Below are 4,934 nucleotides of genomic sequence, written 5' to 3'. Positions count from 1 at the left end.
CCAGCAAGATATTAGGTCCACGTTATAGTGAACTGATTACGAAGGACAACATTGATTTTTGCCTCGAAACAGTTCGCTCCATGGGGATTGTAGATTTCAACGTTGATGATATGATTCAAAAAAGCACATCGAATCACATTCATGTAACGGAGGATATAAAGTTCGATATGACGAAAGAGGACCGACGTGCTGTAAGCCGATTGGTCAAACATCCATTGAAATGGGACCAACAAGAGCGACGAAACAGTTTTGGTTTGCGTAGTAACAGGGCTGGCCGACAACGGCAAAAGGAACAGTTTAAAATGTATGGTAAGGGTGTCGAAATGAACAGCAAAAAAGTGAACAGGGAGTTCATGGCCGCTCACGGCATTCCGGAGAACTCGTTCGACGGAATTACAAGATTGGAACACAAACTACAGGGTCGTGGAACAATTCTGAAAAGGTTGAATCTGATGGATAATCAGCTCACATCAATCCTGAATGTGAAAGCCAGTCCAATGGTTGACATTTTGACGAGTGTATTTGACCTGAGTACGGATGAACGCCAACGCAAAGGTTTTTCAATGTCAGATATTGAAAAACTGACTGTGTTAGAGAAATTCGAGTTTAATTGGGCTGAAATCGAACGTGAAGTTCGACAATATGCCCCGAAGAAAGTTACACGGTGGATGGAAGGCTACAGGAAAATCGCACAGAAATACGAAATGAATCGAACTGGACATCACAGAACAGGGACCGACATTCTGAATGAGATGATTGAGCTTATTAAACAGCGGTGGAATTAGCTGCTGCGTAGTTTCAGTAGCTAGGGAGTTCATTTGTGGGAGAGGTCAGTCAGACCCATTTTTAATCCACGGCACAAATTTGGTTCAATGGGATAGGCATATACCATCCTATATAGGATTTTCAGTGTAAGGCTTTGTTAGACTACGTATTTGTTGTATATGCAAGTATGTGGTCGTCCCTAATAAAATGACACCTACCTATGCCCCTAATCAGCATTGACATTAAAGGCCTCTTTTGCTCTTGTAGCGGGCCTCAATTGCCTGAAATCATATCAGGGGTTGATGAAAAAAATCAACGCTTCTAAGGGCCTATTTTTGCTCGAAAAAAAAGTTACCGTTTTGAGGTAAAAAGTTGCAAAGTTTAAATTAATTGTGTAAATTGTTTGGCGTAACAATTAGATACTACTTTAATGAAAAAACCAGCAGGTACCTTCAAAATCGGTCGTGATGCTACGACAGGATTATTTATTCCGGTTTCAGAGGCTGTAAGACGCCCAAGGACTACAATCGTTGAAACGATTCGTATCCCGAAGAGTAAAAAGTAAGTGAGTGACAAAGTGTGGGCGTAGATTCAACTGCGCCCATTTTTCATTATATCGCTTAACCGCCTTGGATTGTCGTTCACGGAAACAGGAGGTTGTTCTGTCGGTTCCTCAAATCCATAATCCTCACGCAACAGATGACGGATGTATCCACCGAGATTTATCTTGCGGTTTGTACTCTGTTTGTCAATCAAAACCCGTATACGGTCTGAAATAGCCTTAATCTGTGGCCTTTCCTGTTCCATGATAAAGTTCATAGTCCTGTCGTAGTGAGCCTTCTGGTCGCTGTAAACCTGCTTTAAAACCCCCATCAGGAATATTACATCATCATTTTGTGCGTCACGGACAGGTTTACGTTCACGAGTACGAACAACAAAATGCCATTTTTGTACACGGCCACCACGTCCACGCCCTTTGCGGTCTTCAGTGTATTCAAAGTACAAATCTGATGTCCCCTCATCATAGAGCTCTTTTATGCTTCGTACTGCGACATCAAGCACAAACTGCTTCAGCCATTTCGTTTCCTGAGTTAGTTCGAGTTTTTCTCGTAGTTCATCAGGAGTCATTGAAAACTTGCCGATGTCGCGCCAGCGACAACACCATTCATAAAATCGCTGAGCATACTTGCTGTGCAAAGTAATTGCTACTGCAAAATCTAGCTCTGTGAAGCCTTTGCTCAGGTCGTACAGGAAGCCCAGAACATCTCGGCTAATGGTTAATTCCAGCCCAACAGATGTACGATATTGGCCACGTAGTACAAAGCTGGTTTCAATCCAGCCATCAGGAAGATTGATACTGAACACCTTTTCACGGAGACGTTTCACTCCTTTACGATAATCCCTATAAAAGTTGTCATTGCGGTCCACGCGTTTCAACTGGCTCTCTGGGATTATGATATCCATATCACGATTAAGGATGTTTTCGTCAACATCCATGAAAAGACTGTCCTTTAAATGAAGGAGTATCTGATATACGATTCGTTTTTCAATTACATCGTAATCGTATCGCGCGGCAGTGAGGTAGTTAGACTGATAAACCTTAACGGATTTCATAAAAAGGGGTTTAATCGCATACAATTAATGCATTGGATATGCAAAATGCCAATGCTAATTGAAAAATCCCCCGTCAATTCCATGCATAATAGCGTCGAAATCCCCGTCAATTCCATGCATATTCCCGTCAATTCCATGCATAATAGCGCTCAAGCGCTATGGTTTACAGCACGTTACAAAGCCCCCAATATTGCAGAATAAAATCTATTACTCAATTGCATACGAACACGAACTTCAAAAAGGCATTTAGGGCCACAAAATTGGAAACAACAGACCCGAAAAAATTGAATGACCGAAAAAGCAAAACGCAAATTGAACAGGCATTTAGGGGGGGGCAACTAAGTTTATAGTTTCCCACTGGAGGCGTTGTGTTCTGCCTCTGCTAGGAACATTGACAAGGCTTCTGTTACTAACTGTTTCATGCTCTTTTTTGTCCGAATCCCATGAATTTTCAAACGGTCAATCAGGTCTACCTGAATCTGAACATTAAGTTGTGACTCCTTTACCTTTTCGGATGTTGTCCGTGCGACAGTTTTAGATTCCGATACCTGTTCGGATTCAGAACGAGCAACAGGAACCACCATGTGAACAGTTGGTGTTTCGGACGTTTTTCGAATCCGTTCCGCCATTGCGCGAAGTCGTACTTCATTTTTATCTTTCATCTGGTTCATATCCCTAACCGTCCTAAAAGCTCCTCGGCCAAATTGGTAATTTCGTTGATTGCACGTAAATCGTCACCCTCGAATACACCGTTGGTAACGAACGAACGAATAAAAGCTACACGCTCAGAAAGTGTAACTTCCATTTTCGGAAGGCCGATGTCGCGTAACAGAAAATCGATGTCTTGATTAATTGAAGTTCGAGGTTTAGCCATGTTAATCACGATACCGGCTTTCAGCTCTGGTTGTACTTCCTGTTGACGACGAACAATACCTACAGTAGGTTTCAAGGCCATAACATCCACATAGCTGGGCTTCACTGGAATCAGGACAAAATCAGAGACGGATAAAACGTCTTCCAGTCTGTCAGAGAAGTAAGGTGGTGTGTCAATGACAACGACATCGAAAGGTTTACTTCGCAGGGTGGAAAGCTGTTCAATGGGCAATAGCTCAATTGCTCCCAAGGCATCATCCATGTTGCGTATTGTTCCTTGAGCATCAACATCGACAATTCCAACGCGAAGTTCACTGGCGAAGCAATGAGCCAGATTGAACGAGATTGTACTTTTTCCAACACCTCCTTTCTGATTTACAACAGCGATGACCTTCATGAGTTCCTGTAAAAATGGGTGTACGCAAAGCTAGGAAAATATTTTACTATTAAAATAGGTGTTCAAAAAAACGTACGTTTGAATAAACTACCCCATTTACTCGAAATCAGCTAAAATATAGCCTTTAAGAAGCTTTTAGCTGTATATTATACTTGTTCAATAAAACAAAGTTTATTAAATTGCAGGCTGATGAGTAAGTTGAACAAAAGATGAAGATAGGATACGCCAGAGTCTCAACGCAAGACCAAAACTTAGAACTCCAAATCGACGCCCTTGAAAAAGCAGGATGTGAAAGGATTTACAAGGAAAAAGTATCTGGAGCAAAACGTGACAGGCAGCAACTGGAAAAAATGTTGTCGGAGCTAAGGAAAGGAGATGAAGTATACATCTTCAAACTTGACCGACTTGGCCGGTCAATGAAAGACCTACTTGAGTTAGTCAACCAACTGCAACAAAACGGCGTGGACCTAATCAGTTTGCAGGACCAAATCAATACAACGACAGCACAGGGGCGATTGACTTTCAACATATTTGCATCGTTGGCAGAGTTCGAGCGTGATTTAATTATTGAACGAACAACCGCCGGATTAAAATCGGCAAGAGCAAGAGGAAGAGTAGGAGGACGCCCTCGTGGATTATCGGATGAAGCACAGCGGACAGCAATGATTGCGGCAACGTTATACAACGAGCAACAGCTAGGAGTAAACGAACTCGCTAAACGTTTAAAGATTTCCAAAGCAACCTTGTACAAGTATTTGCGTCATCGCGGAGTTGAAATCAACTCTAGCCAAAAACCTAAACAATGATTCATGTACACACAAACATTTGTGGAAATATTTAAAATTTGGCTGTACAACTACCATTTTACATGCGGTGACACCTCATTGTATAGTGGCGATTAATCCCCTTTTTGGGGATACCTACTAAGCGATTATCTCATTCCCTTTTCTTACTTTTGTACAAGGTATATGTTAAACTATCACAACAACTAGGAATGTTACAACTTGACTACGTAGAAATCCTATACCCTGTAGAAGGGGAACAGGTCAACTATGACCGACTGACACCCGTAAAAACCATACACAACATCCCTGTTCAATGGGCAAACATTGAGCGGTCTGCTGCTGCGCATCGAGCCGAACTCAGTGTTGTTCGAAAAATGGAGGGGATAGAAATGAAGGTTGGCTTTACCAGCAAGATATTAGGTCCACGTTATAGTGAACTGATTACGAAGGACAACATTGATTTTTGCCTCGAAACAGTTCGCTCCATGGGGATTGTAGAT

The 4,934-nt window shown here is 42.1% G+C and carries 6 protein-coding genes; 3 read left to right on the top strand and 3 right to left on the bottom strand.

What is annotated here, in order from left to right; translation table 11 throughout:
- Nucleotides 1-785: hypothetical protein (locus LX87_RS28415; RefSeq protein ID WP_211325395.1), on the top strand; the 785-nt coding region annotated here is incomplete at its 5' end.
- A gap of 571 nt (nucleotides 786-1,356) precedes the next feature.
- On the opposite strand, the gene LX87_RS28410 is transcribed toward LX87_RS28415, so the two are convergent.
- The 3 genes from LX87_RS28410 to LX87_RS28400 all read right to left on the bottom strand — a co-directional run bounded on the left by LX87_RS28410 (nucleotide 1,357) and on the right by LX87_RS28400 (nucleotide 3,649).
- On the bottom strand, nucleotides 1,357-2,379 hold the full coding sequence (locus LX87_RS28410; RefSeq protein WP_111631679.1) for a replication initiation protein: 1,023 nt from the start codon (nucleotides 2,377-2,379) through the stop codon (nucleotides 1,357-1,359).
- 344 nt (nucleotides 2,380-2,723) lie between these two features.
- Complete coding sequence (locus LX87_RS28405; RefSeq protein ID WP_111631678.1) at nucleotides 2,724-3,041, bottom strand: hypothetical protein; 318 nt, start codon at nucleotides 3,039-3,041, stop codon at nucleotides 2,724-2,726.
- A 5-nt stretch (nucleotides 3,042-3,046) separates the two neighbouring features.
- A complete protein-coding gene (locus LX87_RS28400) occupies nucleotides 3,047-3,649 on the bottom strand; it encodes an AAA family ATPase (protein ID WP_111631677.1) in 603 nt (200 codons plus the stop codon).
- Nucleotides 3,650-3,858: 209 nt separating this feature from the next.
- Here LX87_RS28400 and LX87_RS28395 point away from each other — a divergent pair, with 209 nt between their 5' ends.
- Together LX87_RS28395 and LX87_RS29065 are read left to right on the top strand one after the other, a co-directional pair.
- Complete coding sequence (locus LX87_RS28395; protein ID WP_111631676.1) at nucleotides 3,859-4,455, top strand: recombinase family protein; 597 nt, start codon at nucleotides 3,859-3,861, stop codon at nucleotides 4,453-4,455.
- Between the two features lie 188 nt (nucleotides 4,456-4,643).
- Nucleotides 4,644-4,934: hypothetical protein (locus LX87_RS29065; RefSeq protein ID WP_146624609.1), on the top strand; the 291-nt coding region annotated here is incomplete at its 3' end.

This window comes from Larkinella arboricola, assembly GCF_003259745.1.
Lineage (GTDB): Bacteria > Bacteroidota > Bacteroidia > Cytophagales > Spirosomataceae > Larkinella > Larkinella arboricola.
This window is presented reverse-complemented; position numbering and strand designations above follow the sequence as displayed.

What these genes read in the sequence shown, in the direction of transcription:
- LX87_RS28400 (WP_111631677.1), bottom strand. Translation starts at nt 3,649, where the DNA reads ATGAAGGTCATCGCTGTTGTAAATCAGAAAGGAGGTGTTGGAAAAAGT.
- LX87_RS28410 (WP_111631679.1), bottom strand. Translation starts at nt 2,379, where the DNA reads ATGAAATCCGTTAAGGTTTATCAGTCTAACTACCTCACTGCCGCGCGA.
- LX87_RS28395 (WP_111631676.1), top strand. Translation starts at nt 3,859, where the DNA reads ATGAAGATAGGATACGCCAGAGTCTCAACGCAAGACCAAAACTTAGAA.
- LX87_RS28405 (WP_111631678.1), bottom strand. Translation starts at nt 3,041, where the DNA reads ATGAAAGATAAAAATGAAGTACGACTTCGCGCAATGGCGGAACGGATT.